Consider the following 21,087-nt stretch of genomic DNA (forward strand, 5'->3'; position numbering starts at 1 on the left):
AAAAAACGCGCCGGATGCGCGATTGTGGGAGCGAGGGGCTTGTTGCTAGAATTCGGCGTCTTTCAAAGGGCCTGGCCCTTGTCCGAGGCGCGCCGCAGTATACCACGGCCCCTCAGCCCCCCATCTTCACCCTGCGGCGGCCCGAACGATGCTCCGCAGCCCGCAACGGCCCGCCGTCCCTGCCGGCTGCCGGCGCGGGCGAAGCGCATCGGACGATGTGCCCGTCTCGCCGGTTCCGTCCCTACCCATCGGAGACCTCATGAAGAAGCACCTTGCCGCCTTCGCCACCCTCGCCACCCTGGCCTTCAGCGCCTGCGCCGCGAATCCGATGGTCGAACTCGAGACCAGCCAGGGCCGGATCACCGTCGAGCTGTTCGCCGACAAAGCGCCGAAATCAGCGGAAAACTTCGTCCAGTACGTGAAGGACGGCCACTACGACGGCACCGTCTTCCATCGCGTGATCGATGGCTTCATGATCCAGGGCGGCGGCTTCGATGCCGACATGAAGCAAAAGAGCACCCGCGCACCGATCGAGAACGAGGCCAGGAACGGCCTCAAGAACGAACCCGGCACGCTGGCGATGGCTCGCACCGCCGATCCCCACTCGGCAAGTGCACAGTTCTTCATCAACCTCGTGCCGAACAGCTTTCTCGACTATCCTTCGCGCGACGGCTGGGGCTATGCCGTGTTCGGCAAGGTGGTGAAGGGCATGGACGTGGTCGAGAAGATCGCCAAAGTGCCGACCGCGAACCGCGGCTTCCACCAGAACGTGCCGCTCGAGGCGGTGCTCATCGAGCATGCCCGCGTGCTCGAAAGCACGGCAGCGCCGGCCAAGAAGACGGGCAAGTGACGACCCGCCCCCATCCACCTCACCCGAACTTTTCCAGGAGTGCGAACATGGCAGTCAAGCTGCACACCAACCACGGCGTCATCACCCTCGAACTCGACGCCGAAAAAGCGCCGGTCACCGTCGCCAACTTCCTCGCCTACGTGAACGCCGGCCACTACGACAACACCGTCTTCCACCGCGTCATCGACGGTTTCATGATCCAGGGCGGCGGCTTCGAACCGGGCATGAACCAGAAGCCGACCGGCGAAGAAATCAAGAACGAGGCCGACAACGGGCTCAAGAACGAGCGCGGCACGATCGCCATGGCCCGTACCCAGGCGCCCCACTCGGCCACCGCGCAGTTCTTCATCAACGTCGCCGACAACGATTTCCTCAACCACCGCTCGCCCGACCTGCAGGGCTGGGGGTATTGCGTGTTCGGCCGGGTCAGCGACGGCCTGGATGTGGTCGACAGCATCCGCAAGGTCAAAACCGGCTCCAGCGGCTTCCACCAGGACGTACCGAAGGACGACGTGATCATCGAGCGCGCCGAAGTTGTCTGAGCGCCCTGCCGTTCCCGCTGCCGGCGGGAACCGGCGGACAATGCCGGAAGCCGTCCACGCGGCGCTTCCGGCATTGTTCGTTTCCGACCTCCATCTGAAGGAGGAGGAGCCGGACACGGTTGCGGCCTTCCTCGATTTCCTCGCCGGCCCCGCCCGCGGCGCGGGCAGCCTGTTCATCCTCGGCGATCTGTTCGAGTACTGGGCCGGGGACGACGATCTCGACGCCCCCTTCAACCAGCGCGTGTGCAGTGCGCTGCGCACGCTTGCCGAGCACGGTGCCGGCATTTTCTTCATCGCCGGCAACCGCGACCTGCTCGCCGGCGAAGGTTTCGCCCGCGCCGCCGGCCTGCAACTGCTCGCCGATCCGTGCCGGGTGCGCTTCGGTCGCGGAGAGGACGCCCCGCTCGTGCTGCTGAGCCACGGCGACGCGCTGTGCACCGACGACCTCGCCTACCAGGCCTACCGCCGCCAGGTGCGCGACCCCGCCTGGCAGGCGGCCTTCCTCGCCCAGCCGCTCGCCGCACGCAAGGCTTTCATCGAGAACCTGCGGCAACGGAGCGAAGCCGCCAAGCGCGAGAAGTCCATGGAGATCATGGACGTGAACGCCGAAGCCGTAGCCACGCTGCTGCGCGCGCATTGCTACCCGACCCTGGTGCACGGCCACACCCACCGTCCGGCGCGCCACGAGCACGCCATCGACGGCCGGCGCTGCGTGCGCTGGGTGCTGCCGGACTGGCATGGCCGCGCCACCTGGCTCGCCTTCGACGGCCGGCACTTCGAGGCCGCCTCGGCCTGATTGCGCCCGGGTCGCCTCCTCCCGGCACTCGCTCCGCGTCCTCTTCTGCTTTTCAAGCAGCCGCAAGACACTGCGGCCGCTGCCGTCCACGCTCGGTGCAGCTCCGGTTTCGATCCTCAGTGCTGCAGGCCGCGCGCCAGGTCCGCCTTCAGGTCGGCCACATCCTCAAGGCCCACGGCGATGCGCAGCAGGCCCTCGCCGATCCCGGCCGCAGCCCGCGCCTCGGCGGAGATCCGCCCGTGGGTCGTGGTCGCCGGGTGGGTGATGGTGGTCTTGGTGTCGCCCAGGTTCGCCGTGATCGAGAGCAGGCGGCACGAATCCACCACCCGCCAGGCTGCCTCGCGCCCGCCCTCGACATCGAAGCTGAGAATCGCGCCGCCGCTCTTTTGCTGACGCATCGCCAGCGCATGCTGCGGGTGGGACGCGAGGCCGGGGTAATACACCCGTGCCACGCTGGACTGAGCTTCCAGCCAGCGCGCCAGTTCGAGCGCCGCGGCCGACTGCGCCTCCATGCGGATGCGCAAGGTCTCGAGCCCTTTCAGGATCACCCAGGCATTGAACGGCGACAGCGTCGGCCCCGCGGTGCGCAGGAACTTGAACACCTCGTCGGTCACTACCTTGCGGCCGGCGACCGCACCGCCCAGCACCCGTCCCTGGCCGTCGAGGTACTTGGTCGCCGAATGCACCACGACGTCGGCTCCCAGCACCAGCGGACGCTGCAGCACCGGCGTGCAGAAGCAGTTGTCCACCGCGAGCAGGGCGCCGGCCTCATGGGCGATGGCCGCGACTCCGGCGATATCCACCACTTCGGTGAGGGGGTTCGACGGCGTCTCGATGAAGAACAGCTTCGTGCGCGGGCGCAGGGCATCGCGGTAGGCGTCGAGGTCGGTCGCGGGGACAAAGCTGGTTTCGATACCGAACTTCGCCAGGATGCCGCCGAACAGCTGCTGAGTGGCGCCGAACAATCCGTTGGAGGCGACGATGTGATCGCCCGCCTGCAAGGTCGCCATCGCCAGCGACAGGATCGCCGACATCCCCGAGGCCGTGGCGACGCAGGCCTCTGCGCCTTCGAGCGCGGCGAGTCGGGTCTGCATCGCGCTCACGGTGGGGTTGGAGAAGCGGGCGTAGACGTAGCCCTCCTCGGCACCGGAAAAGCGCGCCGCGGCCTGCGCGGCGCTCTCGAAGACGAAGCTCGAAGTCAGGTACATCGCCTCGCCGTGTTCACCGAACTGGGTACGTTCGGTTCCGGCGCGCACGGCGAGAGTATCGGGGCGGAAATCCAGTTCGTCGGGAAGATTCATGGTCGTCGTCACAAGGGAGGTTCGATCGATGCCGGGCCGCGCGCGCGTCAGCGTCCACCGCCGGAAGCCAAGTTTAGATCGAGTTGGCCATCGTCATCGTCGTGGCCGCCGTCGCCGCTGTCGGACTTCGCCGGCTGGACCGCACCGCGCTGGTTTTCGACGCCGTTGAGGTATTCGGCGGTGATGTCGCCGGTGATGTAGCTGCCGTCGAAACAGGATGTCTCGAAGAACTTGAGCGCAGGATTGAGCGCGCGGACCGAAGCCTTGAGGTCGTCGAGGTCCTGGTAGATCAGCCCGTCGGCACCGATCTCGCGGCGGATCTCATCGTCGCTGCGATCGGAGGCGATCAGTTCGGCGCGGGTCGGCATGTCGATGCCATAGACGTTGGCATGACGCACCGGCGGCGCGGCCGAAGCCAGATAGACTTTGGTCGCCCCCGCTTCGCGCGCCATGTTGACGATTTCCCTGCTGGTCGTGCCGCGCACGATCGAGTCGTCGACGAGCAGCACGCTCTTGCCCTTGAACTCCTGGTGGATGGTGTTGAGCTTCTGGCGCACCGACTTCTTGCGCGTCGCCTGGCCCGGCATGATGAAAGTGCGCCCGATGTAGCGGTTCTTGACGAAGCCTTCGCGGAACGGCAGATCCAGGCGCTGCGCCATCTGCATCGCCGAAGGCCGGCTGGAGTCGGGAATCGGGATGACGACATCGATGTGCGCGTGCGGCATCGTCCGCTTCATCTTGTCAGCGAGAAACTCGCCCATCTTCATCCGCGACTCGTACACCGAGACGCCGTCGATGATCGAATCCGGCCGCGCCAGATAGACGAACTCGAACATGCAGGGCGCATGGACCGTGCTGTCCGCGCACTGCCGGCTGTGGAAATGGCCGGCGGTGTCGATCAGCACCGCTTCGCCGGGCGCGATGTCGCGCACCAGCTTGTAGCCGAGCACGTCGAGCGCCACCGACTCGGAGGCGACCAGCCATTCGCTGCCGGCCTCGGTGTCGCTGCGCCCGATCACCAGCGGGCGGATGCCGTAGGGGTCGCGGAAAGCGAGCAGGCCATAACCGGAAATCATCACCACCACGGCATAGGCGCCGCGGCAGCGCCGGTGCACCCCGGCGACCGCGCGGAAAACCGCATCCTCATCGAGCTTGAGCCCCTTGCAGGCGGCCTGCAGTTCATGGGCGAGCACGTTGAGCAGCACTTCGGAGTCGCTGCTGGTGTTGATATGACGCAGATCGGAGAGGAACATTTCGCGCTTGAGCGCTTCCGAGTTGGTCAGGTTGCCGTTGTGCGCGAGCAGCAGGCCGAACGGCGAATTGACGTAGAACGGCTGGGCTTCGGCGGCGTTGTAGGCCGAACCCGCGGTGGGATAGCGCACGTGGCCGATCCCCCAGTTGCCCTGCAGGTTGCGCATGTTGCGGGTGCGGAACACGTCGCGCACCAGGCCGGACCCCTTGTGCATGTGGAAGCGTCCGCCTTCCGAGGTGGCGATGCCCGCCGCATCCTGACCGCGGTGCTGCAATACCTGCAGCCCGTCGTACAGCAACTGATTGACCGGTGAGGTGGCTACGACCCCGAGAATTCCGCACATGGAAGTTACGCCTATCTGAATCGAATCTTGTCGGCTACCGCATCGGGCAGCCAGGGTTTTACCGCAAGGACCGCCGACTCCATCGGCGCCGAAAACAGTGCCTGTGTCCACCACGGCTCGCGCGACACGCCCGCGAGCCCGCCGATCAGCACCACCACGCAGGCGACCGCCAGACCGCGCGCCACGCCGAACAGGGCGCCGAAAAAGCGGTCGGTCGCACCCAGCCCGGCCGCCCGCAGCAACTCGCGCAGCAGGTAACGCAGCAGTGCCGCGAGCAGCAGCACGCCGATCACCACCAGCGCAGCGCCGGCCACCTGGCGCCACATCGGTTCCGCGATCATTCCCGAAAACGCGCTCGCCGCCGGTTCGTTATAGCGCCATGCGGCGAACAGCGCCGCCACCCAGGCGAGCACGGCCATCACTTCGCTGACCAGGCCGCGCCACATGCCGACCGCCGCCGACAGGGCGAGGATGCCGAGAAAAACGTAATCGAATACGGTCATCGCCGCCACTCAGCGCGCCTGCAGCACGGCCTGATGGCCGCCCGCCTCGAGCCGGGCCGCCACCGCCTCGGCGGCGGACCGCCCCGGAACCGGGCCGACCCGGACCCGGGTGACGCTCCCCGCCGCCTCGGTATAGGCGGGAAAACCCTTTGCCTTGAGTTGCTCGACCAGGCGCGCTGCCTTCGCGGCATCGCTGAAAGCACCGATCTGGACGACGAAGGACTCACCGCGCGGCGGCACCGGCCGACCGCTGAGGATCGCCCGCACCCGGGCCTCCTCTTCGGCAGGGGCGGCGGGAAGCGGACGCGGCTCGGGCGCCGGGAGTGCGGGCGCCTCCGGTTTGGGCACGGAAGGCGGCGCGGCGGCGGATGCGGGTTTGGGCACGGGCGCCGGCGGGGCATCGACGGGCGGGGCCGGCTTGTCGCCGGGGGCGACGACGCGGTCCTCCTCTTCCGGCGGCGGGGCGATGTCGGCGGGCGGCGACGCCACGGTGAGCGGGCGCTGCAGCCCGGTAGCGGCCTCCCGGTCGGGAATCGTGATCTGGATGTCCTGCACCGGAGAATGCGGCTCCTGATCCATCGTCATCGGCAGCACGATCGCCGCCAGCAGCGCCAACGCGATGGCGCCGACCAGCCGCCGCCGGGCGCGTTTCTTGATTTCCAGATTGTCTGCGTCGCTCACCGGAGAACCTCACCCGTGCCGCGCAGCCCTGAGCGCTGCAAGCACGTCCGCCACCGTCAGGAAGGAACCGAAGGCCACGATTCTATCACCCTCGGCAGCCCCCTCCTGCGCTGCAACAAACGCTTGCGCAGGCGAGGCGAAACACTGCAGATCCCCCTTGCCGCCGGCCGCGCGCACCCGCGCGGCCAGCGCCTGCGCCGACAGGCCCCGCGGCCCGGGCAGGTCGGCCAGCAGCCAGTGATCGACCCCGTCGGCCATCCGCGCCACCACGCCGGCGACATCCTTGTCACCAAGCATGCCCAGCACCGCCCAGGTTTCAGGGTAAAACCCCATGTTGCCGAGGTTTTCCGCGAGCACGCCGGCGGCTTGCGGGTTGTGCGCGACATCGAGCACCACCGCCGGCCGCCCCGGCAGCACCTGGAAGCGCCCCGGCACGTCGACCAGCATCAGCCCCTGGCGAACGTGCTGCATCGACACCGGCAGGCGCTCCCGCAGGCATTCCAGCGCGGTGAGCACGGCGGCAGCATTGAGCAGCTGGTTGGCCCCGCGCAGCGCCGGGTAAGCCAGCCCGCCGCGCCTAAGCAGCGCGCCCTGGGCGGCAGGCAGCGCATAGCGCCAGTAGCCCCACTGCTGGCGATCGCCGCCGAAGCCGAAGTCCCGGCCGCTGACCCACAGTTCGGCACCGATCGCACGTGCATGCTCGAGCAGGCTGGCCGGCGGCTGCGGGTCGCCGCATACCGCGGGCCGGCCGGCGCGGAAAATGCCGGCCTTCTCGAAGCCGATCTTCTCGCGCGTGTCGCCGAGATACTCCATATGGTCCATCGCCACGCCGGTGACGATCGCGCAGTCGGCGTCGAACACGTTGACCGCGTCCAGGCGCCCGCCCAGGCCGACTTCGAGGATGATCACGTCCGGGCGCTCGGCGGCGAACACCGCCCAGGCGGCGAGCGTACCGTGCTCGAAGTAGGTCAGCGGGGTGTCGCCGCGCGCCGTCTCGACCGCGGTGAATGCAGCGACGAGTCGCGCATCGTCCGCATCCTTGCCGTCGATGCGCACGCGCTCGTTGTAGCGCAGCAGATGGGGCGAAGTGTAACAGCCGACCCGGTAGCCGGCGGCGAGCAGGATGCTCTCGAGCATCGCGCAGCACGAACCCTTGCCGTTGGTGCCGCCGACGGTGATCAATACCGCCTCCGTCGGCGCGCCCATCGCCGCCCGCACCGCACGCACGCGCTCGAGGCCGAGCTCGATGCGCTGCCCGTGGCGCTGTTCGAGGAGGTCGAGCCAACCGGCCAGCGTGTCCGGCAACAACGGCCGTTCGGCGCCACGAGGCATCAGGCGGCTACCACGTCGGCAGGGTGGCGGGCCAGCATCGCGAGCAGTGCGGCCAGCCGGTCGCGCATCTCGCGCCGGTCGACGATGATGTCCACCGCGCCTTTTTCGAGCAGGAACTCCGCGCGCTGGAACCCTTCCGGGAGTTTTTCGCGCACCGTCTGCTCGATTACCCGCGGCCCGGCGAAGCCGATCAGGGCGCCGGGCTCGGCAACCACGACGTCGCCCATGAAGGCGAAGCTGGCCGACACGCCGCCCATGGTGGGGTCGGTCAGCACGGTCACGAAAGGCAGGCGGCGCTCGGCCAGACGGGTGATCGAGGCCGTGGTCTTGGCCATCTGCATCAGGGACAGCAGGCCTTCCTGCATGCGCGCGCCGCCCGAAGCGGTGATGCAGATGAACGGCAGGCGCTGTTCATAGGCTTCGCGCGCGCCGCGCACGAAGCGCTCGCCCACCACCGAGCCCATCGAACCGCCGAGGAACTCGAACTCGAAGCAGGCCACCACCACCGGCAGGGTCTTGATCGCGCCGCGCATCACCACCATCGCGTCGGCCTCGCCGGTGTCGGCGGCGGCGGCCGCCAGGCGCTCGGGATACTTGCGCGAATCCTTGAACTTCAGCGCATCCACCGGGGTGACTCCGGCGCCGATCTCGATACGCTCTTCCGCATCGAGGAGGATGTCCAGGCGCCGCCGCGCGCGCAGCCGGTGATGGTGGCCGCACTTGGGGCAGACGCCGAGATTGCCGTCGAGATCGGCGCGGTACAGCACCGCCTCGCAGCCCTCGCACTTGCTCCATACGCCTTCCGGGATCGACTTGTTGCGCGCCGATGCCTGGCCACGCTTGATCCGCGGCGGCAGCAATTTCTGCAGCCAGCTCATTGTGCCTCTCCTTTTGCCGGCGCGAGCCCGTCGAGCGCAGCACGGATGCCCCGCATGAAGGCGGTGACGCAGGCCACTTCCGCGCCCGGATTGTTTTCGATTTCCTCGATGATGCGGCTGCCGATCACAACCGCGTCGGCCACCGCGCCGATGCGCCGCGCGCTCTCGGCATCGCGAATGCCGAAGCCGACTCCGACCGGCATGCCGACCGCGGCACGGATCTGCGGAATGCGCCGCGCCACTTCGTCGACGTCGAGCTTGCCGCTGCCGGTCACGCCCTTCAGCGACACGTAATAGATGTAGCCGCTGCCGGCGCGGGCGACGTCGGCGAAGCGCTGCGCGGACGAGGTCGGCGCGAGCAGGAAGATCGGATCCAGCCCGCCGGCCTTGGCCGTATCGGCGAACGTGGCGCATTCCTCGGGCGGGTAGTCCACCACCAGCACTCCGTCCACGCCCGCGGCGCGGGCTTCGGCGACAAAGCGCTCCGCACCCATCGCTTCGATCGGGTTGGCGTAGCCCATCAAAACCACTGGGGTGGCAGCATCGGTGGCGCGGAAGGCGCGCACGATGTCGAGCACCTTGCGCAGGCTCATGCCCTGGGCGAGCGCGCGCTCGGAGGCACGCTGGATCGTCGGACCGTCGGCCATCGGATCGGAGAACGGCACACCGAGTTCGATGATGTCGGCGCCACCTTCGACCAGCGCGTGCATCAGCGGCAGGCTGAGCCCGGGCGCGGGAAAACCGGCGGTCACGAAAGGGATGAGCGCCTTGCGGCCATCGGCCTGCAGGCGCTGGAAAACGGTGTGGATTCTTGACATGTCTCGATCACGCTGCGGGCCGCAGAAGCGGCCCGATCAGGTTCAGAACTGGAGGCCGGAGCGTTCGGCGACGGTGTGCATGTCCTTGTCGCCGCGCCCGGACAGGTTGACCAGCAGGATCTTGTCCTGCGGCAAGGTCGGCGCCAGCCTGGCCGCATGGGCCAGCGCATGCGAGGACTCGAGCGCAGGAATGATGCCTTCGAGCCGGCACAGGTCGTGGAAGGCCTGCAGGGCTTCGGCGTCGGTGACGCCGACGTACTCGGCGCGGGCGGAATCCTTCAGCCAGGCATGCTCGGGGCCGACGCCGGGATAGTCGAGGCCGGCCGAGATCGAGTGCGTCTCGATGATCTGGCCGTCCTCGTCCTGCAGCAGGTAGGTGCGGTTGCCGTGCAGCACACCCGGGCGGCCGGCGGTGAGCGACGCGGCGTGGTGGCCGCTGTCGAGGCCCTCGCCCGCCGCCTCGACACCGACGAGCTTGACCCCCGGCACGTCGAGGTAGGGATGGAAGATGCCCATCGCGTTGGAGCCGCCGCCGACGCAGGCGATCACGTAATCGGGCTGGCGGCCGGCCATCTCGGGCATCTGCTCGATGCATTCCTTGCCGATCACGGCCTGGAAGTCGCGCACCATCATCGGATAGGGATGCGGGCCGGCGACGGTGCCGATGATGTAGAAGGTGTCGGCGATGTGGGTGACCCAGTCGCGCATGGCCTCGTTCAACGCGTCCTTCAGCGTCTTCGAGCCGGATTCGACCGGGACCACGGTGGCGCCGAGCAGCTTCATCCGGTAGACGTTGGCGGCCTGGCGCTTGACGTCCTCCGCGCCCATGTAGACCACGCACTCCATGCCGTAGCGCGCGGCCACGGTGGCGGTAGCCACCCCGTGCTGACCGGCGCCGGTCTCGGCGATGACGCGCGGTTTGCCCATGCGGCGGGCGACCAGCGCCTGGCCGATGCAGTTGTTCACCTTGTGCGCGCCGGTATGGTTGAGGTCTTCGCGCTTGAGATAGATCTGGGCGCCGCCGAGCAGGCCGGACCAGCGCCGGGCGTGGTAGATCGGGCTCGGGCGGCCGACGTAGTGCTTCAGCTCGTATTCGAACTCGGCGATGAAGTCCGGGTCGTTCTGGCACGCGGCGTAGGCTTCGCGCAACTCCGCCAGCGCCGGCATCAGGGTTTCGGCGACGAACACGCCGCCGTAGGGGCCGAAATGCCCGCTGGCATCGGGAAACTGGTAAGGCGTATCAGCCATCTGCGTGTCGAACTCCGGCGATGAACGCGGCGATCTTGGCCGCATCCTTGATTCCCTTGGCACTTTCCACTCCGCTCGAGACGTCCACCGCCCACGGGCGAACGCGGCGGATCGCCTCGCCGACGTTGTCCGCATCGAGGCCGCCGGACAGCACCAGCGGCCGCCCGAAGCCCTGCGGGATCAGCGACCAGTCGAACGTCTCGCCGCCGCCGCCGTAGCCGGCGACGAAGGCGTCGACCAGGATGCCGCGGGCGCGCGGATGCGAAAGGGCGAATTCTAGCAGATCGACTCCCGGCCGCATCCTCGCCGCCTTGATCCAGGGCAGGCCATAGCGGGCACAGTCGGCTTCGCACTCGTCGCCGTGGAACTGCAGCAATTGCAGGGGCACGCGCGCGCGCACCGCCTCGACCTCGGCCGGCTCGGGATTGACGAACAGGCCGACCGCGGTGACGAACGGCGGCAGCATGGCGGCGAGCTCGGCCGCGCGGTCAATATCGATCGCGCGCGGGCTGGGGGGATAGAAGACGAAGCCGATCGCGTCGGCACCGCTCCGGACCGCCGCGCGCACGTCTTGCGCCCGCGTCAGGCCGCAGATCTTGATTCGGGTACGGGACATTCAGGCGAGGGGAAGCTGAGGCAGCGCGATGATACGCCCATCATCCGGTAGCGACCAGCGCGGCGGGTAGCTCACCCCGCACAGGTAGAGACCGTCGGCGGCGAAGGTGGGCGCGGCGCGGGTGCGATCGCGCGCTTGCAGCAGTTCGCCCATCCAGGAGGGCGGGTATCGTCCCTTGCCGACATAGACCAGGGCGCCGACCAGGTTACGGATCATGTGGTGGAGAAAGCCGTTGGCGCGAAAATCGAACAGCAGGTAGTCACCCTGGCGCCCGACCCGGGCCTCGTACATCACCCGCACCGGCGTTTTCGACTGGCAGCCCGCAGCCCGGAACGAGGAAAAATCGTGGGTTCCGACCAGGCAGGCCGCAGCCTCGGCCATTCGCGCCTCGTCGAGCGGCAGATGGAACCACCCCACCCGACCCGCGAGCAGGGCCGGCCGGGTCGGGGCATTGTGCAGGATGTAGCGGTACTGGCGCTCGGTGGCGAGGTAGCGGGCGTGGAAATCCTGATCGGCCTCCGCCGACCAGCGCACCACCACCGTCCCCGGAAGGAGGGCATTGACTCCGCGCACCCAGGCCGACAGCGGGCGTTGCGCGCAGGTATCGAAATGCACCACCTGGACGCTCGCATGAACCCCGGTGTCGGTGCGCCCGGCGCAGTGCAGGCGCACCGGCTCGGCGGCGATCCGCCCGAGCGCGGCCTCCAGCACGTCCTGCACGGTGCGCCCGTGCGCCTGGCTTTGCCAGCCGCAGAACGCATCTCCCGCATATTCGAGCCCGAGCACGATCCGCTTCATCCCAGGCTCCACCAGAACAGCATCGCGAACACCCCGAGCGCGACCACGGCGTCGGCCCGGCTCAGGCGCTCGCGCTGCAGCAGCACCGAGGGGTTGTCCGAGCCCGTCGACTCGTCTTCCAGCCACTCTTTCCAGTGCATCGGCTTGTGCCCGCGGGGCGATGCATCGACATAGCGCAGCACCAGCAGCAGGCGCAACGCCAGCCGCTCGGGCGGCACCCCGATCAGGCGCAGCGGGCGGCTGAGCGCGTACAGGCCACCGATCAGGCGAGGCAGGGGAAGGCACTCGAGAAGCAAGGCAACCGCACACACGACCGCGACCAGGCGGGCGCCATGCACCAGGGCGAGGACGCTCCCTTCGCGGCTGGGCCCTAGCCGCGGCCAATCGAGCAGGAGCGCCTCGCCCGGCGTAAACCAGGCGAACAGGACGACGATCGCCAGCAACAACACCCGAATCCGGCGCAACAGACGAAGGCCACGCACACGCGCGAACAGGAAGGCGGCCGCCATACACGACAGGACTGCAGGCCCGAGGACAACGGGAGGCAGGACCTGGATCGAAGCGACGGCGGCGAGCCAGAGCAACAGAAGGAGGCCGGAGTGCATGTCGTTCAGCGCCGAGAACAGCCGCAGGCAGCCGCCCCGCAGCGTCATCGATTCAGGCCGGAGAGCATTTCGCGCGCTGCGCTGCGCTGTGCGGTGGAGCCTTCGCCGATGACTTCGCGGAGCAGTTCGGCAGCCCCTTCCCGGTCGCCCATTTCCTCGTACGCCCGCGCCAGTTCGAGCTTGGTCTCGATGCCATCGCCCTCGCCGCGCGAGGCGGCCTTGTCGGCGAGGTCGGCGCCGATACGGACCTCGTCCGGCGCGGGGATTTCCGTGACCGAAATGCCGGCTCCAGCGAGCGTATCGAGTTCGAGATCGAGCGTGCCCAGATTCAGTTCAGGCGCAGTATCCGCGGACGGCGCGGCGGGCGCGGGCTCATCGGGGCTGAAACCGGAATCGAGCGGGCGGCGGTCGGCGCCCGTGCTCCCCGGGGCGGGCGCGGACTGGAGCTCGGACTCAGGCGCGGAGGCCGGACCGAACTGCGCATCCTGTTTCGCCGCCTCGCTCGGACGCCCGCCCTCGAACACATCGGCAGCATCATCCGGGCACACCACCGTAGCGTTCATGTCGACTGCCCAGGGCTGCGGCGCATCCACCTCCAGGTCGAGGTCGAGGTCGGGCAACTCGAAATCCAGCGCTGCGACAAAGCCGGCCTCCCCGGTGCGGTCCTGCGCACCGCGGCCGGGCTCGACCGCATTCCCGGCCTCTCCGCCAGTACCGAAATCGAGGTTGAAATCGAATTCCAGCCCGGCATCCTCTTGCGCTGCAGCCGCCGGCTCGGCCTGCGCCGGCGCTTCAGCGACATGCGCAGTTGCGGTTGCCGGCGCGTCAAGCCCGAGATCGAAGTCGAGCGCCTCCGCCCGTGCATTGACTGGCAGCACCGGCGCAGCCGTGGACACCGCAGCGGACGCGCCCGCCCGGGACGCGGTAACGGAGGCCATTGCCCCCCCTTGTTGCGCATCGCCGTGCGGCACCGCAGCGGACGCGCCCTCCTGCTCCACGCCTCCTTCCGCCGGGTTCGCCGGCTCGGCGGAATCGGGCGGATGCCGGTCGACAACGTCCCGCTGCATGCTGGGAAGCTCGCCGATCACGGCCTGCGATGCAGCCACGCCCCCGCCCAATGCCACGGCGGTGGCCTCCCGATAACGAGGGTTCTTCGGGTCGAGCTTGCGCCCCAGCGCCGCCGCCTTGTCCCAATCCCGGCCGCGACCGGCAGTGAGGGCGAACAGCTCGCCTGCCACTTCTCCGAACCGCGACGGATCGCCGCGCTGGGCATAGATCTCGAGCAGCTTCAGATGGATTGCGGCGCGCTTCGGGTCCGTTTTCAGCGCATCCTGGAGGATCTCCTCGGCCTGTGCATCGCGGCCATAGGCCATATACACATCGGCCTCGGCGACCGGGTCGACGCCTTCGTCGGTATCGATCGACGCCAGCCCCGAACGGCCGAAATCGGTATTCATGATGCTCGCCGCGGCTGCATCCGCATGATGTCCGCCGCTGCCGGTAAAAACGGCGTCGCCCGCACCCTCTTCCCCCGCACCGGCCTGGCGCGCCTCGGCTTGCCTGCGCCGCCAGCCGAGTCCCGCATGCGCCAGCAGCAGGACGAGGATGCCCGCCGCGCCGGCGAGCAGTCTCGAATCCCCGAGCACGGTTTCAAGCACGCCGGGAGCGCTGTCAACGCCCGACGGCGGAGCGTTCTGCGCGCTCGCGGAAGCCGGGGCGGGAGCGATCTTCGCCGCCCGGGCCGCTTCGGTGCCGGCGGCCTCCGCCCCAGCCGCGGCCGGTCGCGGCTCCGGGCTGGCACCGGCCTGCCCTTCCCGCGCCTCCGCCGCGGCGGGTGCCGCCCGTTCCTGCAGGCTGCCCATGGTCCCGTTTTGCAACTCCAGCAGGCGCTGCAGGCCGCGGATGCTGCTTTCAAGCAAGGCAAGGCGGGCGGCGGCCTCGTCAAGCGAGCGCTCGCGCGCGCTGAGCTCTTCTTCGAGCGCCTGCAGACGCACTTCGGCTTCGCCCGCCCCGGCAGGCCGGCTGCGGGATACATGCAGCTGGTCGGAGTGGTCGTCGCCCGCTGCGCGCGCATCCACCCGGGGTACGATGCGCCCCGCGCTCGCCTGCTCATCGGCAGGCGCGGACACCGGCGCACGGTACTCCACCGCGGCGGCGAGGCCGCGCCGGTAAGCGTCGAAATCGGCAGCCTGAGCACGAATCTCGCGCTGCGCCTGTTCCGCGCCGATCGCCCGCACCGTATCGGCGGCGGGCAGGCTCAGCACCGCGCCGGTGCGCAAGCGGTTGATATTGCCCTCGGCAAAGGCTTCGGGATTGGTGCGATAAAGCGCCACCAGCATCTGGTCCTGCGTCATCCCCGGCTGAAGATGGGTGGCGGCGATGCGATAGAGCGTATCGCCGCGGCGCACCGCATGGGTCGATGGCAACGCGCCGCCGGCGGGCGCGGAGCGTGCGGCGGCGAGCGGTGGACGCGGCAGCGGGGAAGCGACCGGAGCCTCGACCGCAGCCGCAAGCGGGCTCGGTGCGGCAAAATCGACGGGGTCGAGCAAGAAGGTGTATTCACGCACCAGCCGCCCTGCCTCCCAGTTCAACTCGACCAGCAAATCGACGAAGGGATCGTTGATCGGACGCTCGCTCGACAGGTGGATCACCCCTCCCGCGGCCCCGACATCGACGCGGAGGCGGATGCTGCGGACTGTGCTGCCGTAACCGAGTTGGGCCTGCCGGAAGGCCTCGGGTGAAGCGATGCGGGCATTCAGCGAGCGTAACTCCTGGGGGGTGGCACTGACCGGGATCTGCGCACGCAGCGGCTGACCCAGGGCGCTGAACACGCTGATCTGCCCCAGCCCCGCACCCTGGACGGCGAAAGGGATCGCCGCGATGGAAAGGGCGATGAGTGATGCCTTGAGCGACCTGGTCATGTTGGATTTCAAACCGCGTTTCCCCCCGAAACTGAGCTTTACGGCCAAAGGCGATCGTGGATCGGCCTGTGAATCTAGCATCTTCCCAGCCTTCCCGCATCAGCCGGCGCCGGCCCGCGGCGTACCCGGCGCGGCGCTCCGTAATGATGACAAAGGGGGCTTTCGCCCCCTTTTAGTCTGCTGGAAGGAAGAACGCTCAGCGTTCGAGCAGGATGCGCAGCATCCGGCGCAGCGGTTCGGCCGCCCCCCACAACAACTGGTCGCCGACGGTGAAGGCGCCGAGGTACTCGGGTCCCATCGCCATCTTGTGGAGCCGCCCGACCGGGACGGTCAGCGTGCCGGTGATCGCGGTCGGGGTCAGTTCGCGCTCGGTCGCCTCGCGCTCGTTGGGCACGACCTTCACCCATTGATTGCCGCCGGCGATGATCTCGCTGAGCTCGTCGAGCGGCACGTCCTTCTTCAGCTTGATCGTCAGCGCCTGCGAATGGCAGCGCATCGCGCCGATGCGCACGCACAGGCCGTCGATCGGAATCGCGCCCGGAGTGCGGAAGGCCGGATTGCCGAGGATCTTGTTGCATTCGGCGCCGCCCTTCCATTCTTCCTTGCTCTGGCCGTGTTCGACCGGGACGTCGATCCACGGGATGAGGCTGCCGGCGAGCGGGGTGTTGCGGAAGTTCTTCTTCGGGAAGGCGTCTGAACGCATGGTCTCGGCGACCTTGCGGTCGATTTCGAGGATCGCCGAGGCCGGGTCGGCGAGCAGGTCCTTGACCGAATCGTGGAGGGTGCCCATCTGGCTGATCAGCTCGCGCATGTTCTGCGCGCCGGCGCCCGAAGCGGCCTGGTAGGTCATCGCCGAGATCCACTCCACCAGGCCGTGGCGGAGCAGGCCGCCCAGGCCCATCAGCATCAGCGACACGGTGCAGTTGCCGCCGATCCAGTTGCGCCCGCCCTTGGCCAGCGCGGCGTCGATGACGTTGCGGTTGACCGGGTCGAGGATGATCACCGCGTCGTCATTCATGCGCAGCGCCGATGCGGCGTCGATCCAGTGGCCGTTCCAGCCGGTGGCGCGCAGCTTGGGGAAGACTTCCTTGGTGTAGTCGCCGCCCTGGCAGGTGATGACGATGTCGCAGGCCTTGAGCGCGTCGATGTCCGTCGCGTCCTGCAGCGGCGACGCCGCTTCCTTGCCGCCGAAGGACGGCGCCTTGCCGCCGGCGTTGGAGGTGGAGAAATACACCGGCTCGATGAAGGCGAAGTCGCCCTCTTCCACCATGCGCTGCATCAGCACGGAACCGACCATGCCACGCCAGCCGACCAGACCGACTCGATTCATGTTCATCACTCTCTACAGAAACGTTCTTCGAAAAACCTTTGCAGGTACGACAGCTTACAGTGCCGCGAGCACCGCGTCGCCCATCTCGCGCGTACCGACCTTGTTGGTGCCCGGCTCGAAAATATCGCCGGTGCGATAGCCCTGGGCGAGCACCTTCTTGACCGCATTTTCGATGCGCTGCGCGGCCGCTTCCTGATTGAAGGTATAGCGCAGCATCATCGCCGCCGAAAGGATGGTGGCGAGCGGGTTGGCAAGGTTCTTGCCAGCGATATCGGGCGCCGAGCCGTGCGAAGGCTCGTACAGGCCCTTGTTGTCGGCGTCGAGCGAGGCCGAGGGCAGCATCCCGATCGAACCGGTGAGCATCGAGGCCTCGTCCGACAGGATGTCGCCGAACATGTTGCCGGTGACCATCACGTCGAACTGCTTGGGCGCGCGCACGAGCTGCATCGCGGCATTGTCGACCAGCATGTGGCTGAGCTCGACGTCGGGGTAGTCCTTCGCCATCTCGTCGGCGATGTCGCGCCACAGCTGGGTGCACTCGAGCACGTTCATCTTGTCGACCGAGCACAGCTTCTTGCCGCGCTTTTGCGCCGCCTCGAACGCGACCTTGAGGATGCGGCGGATCTCGTACTCGGCGTAGATCATCGTGTTCCAGCCCACGCGCTGCGGCGTGCCCTCGACCTCGCGCGTCTCGATGCCGCGCGGCTGGCCGAAGTAGATGTCGCCGGTCAGCTCGCGCACGATCAGGATGTCCAGGCCGGCGACGATCTCGGGCTTGAGCGAGGAGGCGTTGGCGAGCTCCGGATACAGGATCGCCGGGCGCAGGTTGGCGAACAGGTTCAGATCCTTGCGGATGCCAAGCAGGCCGCGCTCCGGGCGCTGCTCGCGCGGCAGGGCGTCCCACTTCGGGCCGCCGACGGCGCCGAGCAGCACCGCGTCGGCCGCGCGTGCGAGCTTGCGGGTGGCTTCCGGATACGGGGTGCCGGTGGCATCCACCGCACAGCCGCCGAGCAGCGCCTCTTCCATTTCCAGCTTCAGGTCGAGCGCGTCGAGCACGCGCACGGCCTGCGCCATGATCTCGGGACCGATGCCGTCACCCGGCAGCACGCAAATCTTCATCGGATCAACTTCCTTGTTTCGGTAAGCCCTGTCGTTGCAGGCGACGGGACTCAGGCAAAATAATAGGGGTGTTCGGCGCGGCGGCGCTCTTCGAAGGCGCGGATCTTGTCGGCGTGGCGCAGCGTGAGGCCGATGTCGTCCCAGCCGTTCAACAGGCATTCCTTGCGGAAGGGGTCGATGTCGAAGGCGATCGACTTGCCGTCCGGGCGGGTGATGGTCTGCGCCGCGAGGTCGACCTTCAGGCGGTAGCCCGCGCTGGCCTCGCACTGGCGGAACAGCGCGTCGACCTCGGCGGCGTCGAGCTTGATCGGCAGCAGACCGTTCTTGAAGCTGTTGTTGAAGAAGATGTCGGCAAAGCTGGGGCCGATCAGGACGTGGAAACCGTAGTCTTCGAGCGCCCACGGCGCGTGCTCGCGCGAGCTGCCGCAGCCGAAGTTGTCGCGCGTGAGCAGGATCTGCGCGCCCTGGTAGCGCGCCTGGTTGAGCACGAAGTCCGGGTTCAGCGGACGCGCGCTGCAGTCCTGGCCGGGCTCACCGACGTCGAGGTAGCGCCACTCGTCGAAGGCATTGGGGCCGAAGCCGCTGCGCTTGATCGACTTCAGGAACTGCTTGGGGATGATCGCGTCGGTATCGACGTTGGCGCGGTCGAGCGGCGCGACCAGGCCGTCGAGCGTGGTGAACGGTTTCATTACTTGACTGCCCTCTGGATGGCCTCGCCACCCTTTTCGATGTCCTTGCCGACGCCCTGCACGGTGTTGCAGGCGATGGAGACGAAGCCGGCGACGAGCGCAGCGGCGATCAGTGCGAGTTTGTTCATGGCATTCTCCGGAAGCTGGAATGCGGTGCTCAGGCCAGCGTGCGCACGTCGGTGAAGCGCCCGGTCACCGCGGCCGCGGCGGCCATCGCCGGACTGACGAGGTGGGTCCGCCCGCCCGCGCCCTGACGGCCTTCGAAGTTGCGGTTCGAGGTCGAGGCGCAGCGCTCGCCCGGTTCCAGGCGGTCGGCGTTCATCGCCAGGCACATCGAACAGCCCGGTTCGCGCCACTCGAAGCCGGCGGCGAGAAAGATCTCGTGCAGGCCTTCCGCTTCGGCCTGGCGCTTGACCAGGCCCGAGCCCGGCACCACCAGTACGCGGCGGACGCTGGCCGCCTTGCTGCGCCCTTTCGCCACTGCGGCCGCTTCGCGCAGGTCTTCGATGCGCGAGTTGGTGCACGAGCCGATGAAGACCTGATCGACCGCGATCTCGGTGATCGGCGTATTCGGGGCCAGTCCCATGTATTTCAGCGCGCGCTCGATGCCCTCGCGCCGCACCGGGTCGGCAACCGCGGCGGGGTCGGGGACGCACCCATCGATGGAAGTGACCATTTCCGGCGAGGTTCCCCAGGTGACCTGGGGCTGGATGTCCTCGGCCCGCAGCCCGACGACCTTGTCGAACTGCGCCCCGTCGTCGCTCTTCAGCGTACGCCAGTAGGCCACGGCCTGGTCCCAGGTTTCGCCCTGCGGCGAGAAGGGGCGATCCTTCAGGTAGGCGATCGTGGTTTCATCGACGCCGACCAGCCCGGCGCGGGCGCCGGCCTCGATCGCCATGTTGCAGACCGTCATCCGCCCTTCCATCGACAGCGCGCGGATCGCGCTGCCGCCGAATTCGATCGCGTAGCCGGTGCCGCCGGCGGTGCCGATCCGGCCGATGATGGCGAGCACCACGTCCTTGGCGGTGACGCCGCGGCCGAGTTCGCCGTCGACTTTCACCAGCATGGTCTTCGACTTTTTCTGCAGCAGGCACTGGGTGGCGAGCACGTGCTCGACCTCGGAGGTGCCGATGCCGTGCGCCAGACAGGCGAAGGCACCGTGGGTGGACGTGTGGGAGTCGCCACAGACCACGGTCATGCCCGGCAGGGTGGCGCCGTTCTCCGGTCCGATCACGTGCACGATGCCCTGGCGGGCGTCCTTGAACGGGAAATAAGCCAGCGCGCCGACGGCGCGGATATTGGCGTCCAGCGTCTCGACCTGCTGGCGCGACACCGGATCCTGGATGCCTTGCTCCCAGTGGTCGGTGGGCGTGTTGTGGTCGGCGGTGGCGACGATGGAACGGATCCGCCACGGCTTGCGTCCGGCCAGCTTGAGCCCTTCGAAAGCCTGCGGGCTGGTCACTTCATGCACCAGATGGCGGTCGATGTAGATCAGCGCCGTGCCGTCGGCTTCCTGGTGGACGACATGACTGGACCAGAGCTTTTCGTACAGCGTTTGCACTTGCATCCCGTGAATTCCACGTCAACAAAAGAGAAAGATTATTTCACAAAGCCCGCAAGACTGAACAGCGGATCGCACATCCGGGTCAGCGCCTGGCGGACTGGTAGAGCGGCATCACCCGCGCGGCGTAGTCGGCGAGATCGCGCTGGCGGTTGGCGTGCGAAGGATGGGTGGACAGCCACTGCGGCGGAGCTCCCGCCGATCGGGTCGCCATCTTGTCCCACAGCGTCACTGCGGCGCGGGGATCGTAGGCCGCGCGCGCGGCCAGCTCGACGCCGATGCGGTCGGCCTCGACTTCATGCTCGCGCGAGTTGGGCAGCTCGAACGTGACCTTGGCCACCGTGCCCATCAGTTCCTGCCCCACCTGCCCCACGCCGAGCAAGGCCCCGGCCACGGAAATCCCCAACCCGGTCGCCATCGATTTCGATACCTGTTCGCGCACATGCTCGCGCAGCGCGTGGGCGATCTCGTGCCCCATCACCGCCGCGATCTCGTCGTCGGTCAGGCGCAGGCGCTCGATCAGGCCGGTGTTGATCGCCATCTTCCCTCCCGCCATGCACCAGGCGTTGAGTTCGTCGGACGACAGCACATTGGCTTCCCATTGCCAGGACGGCGCATCCTGGCGGAACGCCCGGGTCTGCACCGTCAGCCGCGAGACGATGTGCCGCACGCGCCGGACCGTGGCGGGTTCGCGGTTGAGGGTGTTCTTGCGCCGCGCCTCGGCGAGCAGTTCCTGATACTGCTGGGCCGAGGCCTGCTCCACGTCCTGCGCCGACACCATCATCAGTTGCGAGCGCTGCACCCCGACCGCTCCACCACCGGTGGTCTGCACCGTCTGACAGGCCACCGTGATCGTCGCCGCCAGCAGGGCCGGCAGCATCGTCCCGAACATCTTCTTCATCAC

At 68.2% G+C, this 21,087-nt stretch carries 21 protein-coding genes; 3 read left to right on the top strand and 18 right to left on the bottom strand.

Features of this window, described 5'->3' with window-relative positions:
• Positions 1-259: 259 nt before the first annotated feature.
• Genes MXC99_RS08130 through MXC99_RS08140 form a run of 3 tightly spaced genes read left to right on the top strand, consistent with a single transcriptional unit; the run spans position 260 to position 2,188 of the window.
• Positions 260-850 carry a peptidylprolyl isomerase gene (locus MXC99_RS08130; RefSeq protein ID WP_247724967.1) on the top strand — a complete coding sequence of 197 codons (591 nt, stop codon included), beginning with the start codon at positions 260-262 and terminating at the stop codon, positions 848-850.
• A gap of 47 nt (positions 851-897) precedes the next feature.
• The gene (locus tag MXC99_RS08135) at positions 898-1,392 is read left to right on the top strand and encodes a peptidylprolyl isomerase (RefSeq protein WP_247724968.1); all 495 of its coding nucleotides are present in this window, start codon (positions 898-900) and stop codon (positions 1,390-1,392) included.
• Positions 1,393-1,432: 40 nt separating this feature from the next.
• Positions 1,433-2,188, top strand: coding sequence for a UDP-2,3-diacylglucosamine diphosphatase (locus MXC99_RS08140; RefSeq protein WP_247724969.1), 756 nt, complete (start codon positions 1,433-1,435; stop codon positions 2,186-2,188).
• Between the two features lie 116 nt (positions 2,189-2,304).
• Here the strand turns inward: MXC99_RS08140 and MXC99_RS08145 are convergent, their stop codons facing one another.
• From MXC99_RS08145 to MXC99_RS08230, 18 genes are all read right to left on the bottom strand, one after another.
• Positions 2,305-3,489, bottom strand: a complete 1,185-nt coding sequence (locus MXC99_RS08145) for an O-succinylhomoserine sulfhydrylase (RefSeq protein WP_247724970.1) — start codon at positions 3,487-3,489, stop codon at positions 2,305-2,307.
• Between the two features lie 47 nt (positions 3,490-3,536).
• Positions 3,537-5,084 carry an amidophosphoribosyltransferase gene (gene purF, locus MXC99_RS08150; protein ID WP_247724971.1) on the bottom strand — a complete coding sequence of 516 codons (1,548 nt, stop codon included), beginning with the start codon at positions 5,082-5,084 and terminating at the stop codon, positions 3,537-3,539.
• 11 nt (positions 5,085-5,095) lie between these two features.
• The gene (locus MXC99_RS08155; RefSeq protein ID WP_247724972.1) at positions 5,096-5,587 is read right to left on the bottom strand and encodes a CvpA family protein; all 492 of its coding nucleotides are present in this window, start codon (positions 5,585-5,587) and stop codon (positions 5,096-5,098) included.
• Between the two features lie 9 nt (positions 5,588-5,596).
• Complete coding sequence (locus MXC99_RS08160) at positions 5,597-6,268, bottom strand: SPOR domain-containing protein (protein WP_247724973.1); 672 nt, start codon at positions 6,266-6,268, stop codon at positions 5,597-5,599.
• 9 nt (positions 6,269-6,277) lie between these two features.
• A complete protein-coding gene (gene folC, locus MXC99_RS08165) occupies positions 6,278-7,600 on the bottom strand; it encodes a bifunctional tetrahydrofolate synthase/dihydrofolate synthase (RefSeq protein ID WP_247724974.1) in 1,323 nt (440 codons plus the stop codon).
• Positions 7,600-8,478 (bottom strand): acetyl-CoA carboxylase, carboxyltransferase subunit beta, encoded by an 879-nt coding sequence (accD, locus tag MXC99_RS08170; RefSeq protein WP_075149401.1) that lies wholly within the window; start codon positions 8,476-8,478, stop codon positions 7,600-7,602. Before accD ends, folC begins: the two co-directional genes overlap by 1 nt.
• Positions 8,475-9,296, bottom strand: coding sequence for a tryptophan synthase subunit alpha (gene trpA / locus MXC99_RS08175; protein ID WP_247724975.1), 822 nt, complete (start codon positions 9,294-9,296; stop codon positions 8,475-8,477). The genes accD and trpA overlap by 4 nt, the downstream gene beginning before the upstream one ends.
• Positions 9,297-9,338: 42 nt before the next feature.
• On the bottom strand, positions 9,339-10,544 hold the full coding sequence (gene trpB, locus MXC99_RS08180) for a tryptophan synthase subunit beta (RefSeq protein WP_247724976.1): 1,206 nt from the start codon (positions 10,542-10,544) through the stop codon (positions 9,339-9,341).
• Positions 10,537-11,160: a phosphoribosylanthranilate isomerase gene (locus MXC99_RS08185; protein ID WP_247724977.1), complete on the bottom strand. Its 624-nt coding sequence runs from the start codon at positions 11,158-11,160 to the stop codon at positions 10,537-10,539. The genes trpB and MXC99_RS08185 overlap by 8 nt, the downstream gene beginning before the upstream one ends.
• The gene (truA, locus tag MXC99_RS08190) at positions 11,161-11,958 is read right to left on the bottom strand and encodes a tRNA pseudouridine(38-40) synthase TruA (protein WP_247724978.1); all 798 of its coding nucleotides are present in this window, start codon (positions 11,956-11,958) and stop codon (positions 11,161-11,163) included.
• Positions 11,955-12,611: an energy-coupling factor transporter transmembrane protein EcfT gene (locus MXC99_RS08195; protein WP_247724979.1), complete on the bottom strand. Its 657-nt coding sequence runs from the start codon at positions 12,609-12,611 to the stop codon at positions 11,955-11,957. The genes truA and MXC99_RS08195 overlap by 4 nt, the downstream gene beginning before the upstream one ends.
• A complete protein-coding gene (locus MXC99_RS08200) occupies positions 12,608-15,484 on the bottom strand; it encodes a FimV/HubP family polar landmark protein (RefSeq protein ID WP_247724980.1) in 2,877 nt (958 codons plus the stop codon). Before MXC99_RS08200 ends, MXC99_RS08195 begins: the two co-directional genes overlap by 4 nt.
• 196 nt (positions 15,485-15,680) lie before the next feature.
• Complete coding sequence (asd, locus tag MXC99_RS08205; protein ID WP_247724996.1) at positions 15,681-16,814, bottom strand: aspartate-semialdehyde dehydrogenase; 1,134 nt, start codon at positions 16,812-16,814, stop codon at positions 15,681-15,683.
• A 54-nt stretch (positions 16,815-16,868) separates the two neighbouring features.
• Positions 16,869-17,933 (bottom strand): 3-isopropylmalate dehydrogenase, encoded by a 1,065-nt coding sequence (gene leuB, locus MXC99_RS08210; protein WP_247724981.1) that lies wholly within the window; start codon positions 17,931-17,933, stop codon positions 16,869-16,871.
• A 50-nt stretch (positions 17,934-17,983) separates the two neighbouring features.
• Complete coding sequence (gene leuD, locus MXC99_RS08215; RefSeq protein WP_247724982.1) at positions 17,984-18,622, bottom strand: 3-isopropylmalate dehydratase small subunit; 639 nt, start codon at positions 18,620-18,622, stop codon at positions 17,984-17,986.
• Positions 18,622-18,750 carry an entericidin A/B family lipoprotein gene (locus tag MXC99_RS08220; protein ID WP_075149411.1) on the bottom strand — a complete coding sequence of 43 codons (129 nt, stop codon included), beginning with the start codon at positions 18,748-18,750 and terminating at the stop codon, positions 18,622-18,624. The genes leuD and MXC99_RS08220 overlap by 1 nt, the downstream gene beginning before the upstream one ends.
• Before the next feature lie 29 nt (positions 18,751-18,779).
• Complete coding sequence (leuC, locus tag MXC99_RS08225; protein WP_247724983.1) at positions 18,780-20,189, bottom strand: 3-isopropylmalate dehydratase large subunit; 1,410 nt, start codon at positions 20,187-20,189, stop codon at positions 18,780-18,782.
• A gap of 79 nt (positions 20,190-20,268) precedes the next feature.
• Entirely contained in the window at positions 20,269-21,084 is an 816-nt protein-coding gene (locus MXC99_RS08230) for a M48 family metallopeptidase (protein ID WP_247724984.1), read from the bottom strand.
• Positions 21,085-21,087 lie beyond the last annotated feature (3 nt).

Origin of the sequence: Thauera aromatica (genome assembly GCF_023093595.1) — a bacterium.
GTDB lineage: Bacteria > Pseudomonadota > Gammaproteobacteria > Burkholderiales > Rhodocyclaceae > Thauera > Thauera aromatica_A.

Excerpts from the sequence above, each read along its gene's own strand:
- MXC99_RS08130 (WP_247724967.1), top strand. The coding sequence starts at position 260 with ATGAAGAAGCACCTTGCCGCCTTCGCCACCCTCGCCACCCTGGCCTTC.
- MXC99_RS08135 (WP_247724968.1), top strand. The coding sequence starts at position 898 with ATGGCAGTCAAGCTGCACACCAACCACGGCGTCATCACCCTCGAACTC.
- MXC99_RS08140 (WP_247724969.1), top strand. The coding sequence starts at position 1,433 with ATGCCGGAAGCCGTCCACGCGGCGCTTCCGGCATTGTTCGTTTCCGAC.
- MXC99_RS08145 (WP_247724970.1), bottom strand. The coding sequence starts at position 3,489 with ATGAATCTTCCCGACGAACTGGATTTCCGCCCCGATACTCTCGCCGTG.
- purF (WP_247724971.1), bottom strand. The coding sequence starts at position 5,084 with ATGTGCGGAATTCTCGGGGTCGTAGCCACCTCACCGGTCAATCAGTTG.
- MXC99_RS08155 (WP_247724972.1), bottom strand. The coding sequence starts at position 5,587 with ATGACCGTATTCGATTACGTTTTTCTCGGCATCCTCGCCCTGTCGGCG.
- folC (WP_247724974.1), bottom strand. The coding sequence starts at position 7,600 with ATGCCTCGTGGCGCCGAACGGCCGTTGTTGCCGGACACGCTGGCCGGT.
- accD (WP_075149401.1), bottom strand. The coding sequence starts at position 8,478 with ATGAGCTGGCTGCAGAAATTGCTGCCGCCGCGGATCAAGCGTGGCCAG.
- trpA (WP_247724975.1), bottom strand. The coding sequence starts at position 9,296 with ATGTCAAGAATCCACACCGTTTTCCAGCGCCTGCAGGCCGATGGCCGC.
- trpB (WP_247724976.1), bottom strand. The coding sequence starts at position 10,544 with ATGGCTGATACGCCTTACCAGTTTCCCGATGCCAGCGGGCATTTCGGC.
- MXC99_RS08185 (WP_247724977.1), bottom strand. The coding sequence starts at position 11,160 with ATGTCCCGTACCCGAATCAAGATCTGCGGCCTGACGCGGGCGCAAGAC.
- truA (WP_247724978.1), bottom strand. The coding sequence starts at position 11,958 with ATGAAGCGGATCGTGCTCGGGCTCGAATATGCGGGAGATGCGTTCTGC.
- MXC99_RS08195 (WP_247724979.1), bottom strand. The coding sequence starts at position 12,611 with ATGACGCTGCGGGGCGGCTGCCTGCGGCTGTTCTCGGCGCTGAACGAC.
- MXC99_RS08200 (WP_247724980.1), bottom strand. The coding sequence starts at position 15,484 with ATGACCAGGTCGCTCAAGGCATCACTCATCGCCCTTTCCATCGCGGCG.
- asd (WP_247724996.1), bottom strand. The coding sequence starts at position 16,814 with ATGAATCGAGTCGGTCTGGTCGGCTGGCGTGGCATGGTCGGTTCCGTG.
- leuB (WP_247724981.1), bottom strand. The coding sequence starts at position 17,933 with ATGAAGATTTGCGTGCTGCCGGGTGACGGCATCGGTCCCGAGATCATG.
- leuD (WP_247724982.1), bottom strand. The coding sequence starts at position 18,622 with ATGAAACCGTTCACCACGCTCGACGGCCTGGTCGCGCCGCTCGACCGC.
- MXC99_RS08220 (WP_075149411.1), bottom strand. The coding sequence starts at position 18,750 with ATGAACAAACTCGCACTGATCGCCGCTGCGCTCGTCGCCGGCTTCGTC.
- leuC (WP_247724983.1), bottom strand. The coding sequence starts at position 20,189 with ATGCAAGTGCAAACGCTGTACGAAAAGCTCTGGTCCAGTCATGTCGTC.
- MXC99_RS08230 (WP_247724984.1), bottom strand. The coding sequence starts at position 21,084 with ATGAAGAAGATGTTCGGGACGATGCTGCCGGCCCTGCTGGCGGCGACG.